Raw genomic sequence first — 287 nt, 5'->3', positions numbered from 1 at the left:
AGAAAAGGAGATATTTTGCTAGAGCAAGACTATCCTGTCTGGATAGATATGATGGAAGAACCGGGTGTTAACATGGAAGCCGCCAGGGAGGCATTCGATGCTTACTGGGAGTACCATACGCACCATAAGGGGGACCGCTCGAAGCAGTTCGAGCAGTGGTACGCGATCAACTCGCGCCGCCTAGACGGTTACGGTAACGTCATCAGTGCGTCGCAGGTCAAGCGGGAGTACCAGCGGATGCGCGCCACGGGTATGCTGGAGCAGCAGGGCCAGTGGCACAACTATGG

1 protein-coding gene is annotated in these 287 nt (G+C 55.7%); it reads left to right on the top strand.

All coding sequences use genetic code 11. The features are described from left to right. Nucleotides 1-48 precede the first annotated feature (48 nt). On the top strand, nucleotides 49-287 hold a 239-nt coding region (locus ABD792_RS09190; protein WP_345005633.1), incomplete at its 3' end, for a hypothetical protein.

Origin of the sequence: Snuella lapsa (assembly GCF_039539345.1) — a bacterium.
In the GTDB taxonomy this organism is placed as follows: Bacteria; Bacteroidota; Bacteroidia; order Flavobacteriales; family Flavobacteriaceae; genus Snuella; species Snuella lapsa.
The sequence above is the reverse complement of the archived record's forward strand: the minus strand, read 5'-3'. Positions and strand labels throughout refer to the sequence as shown.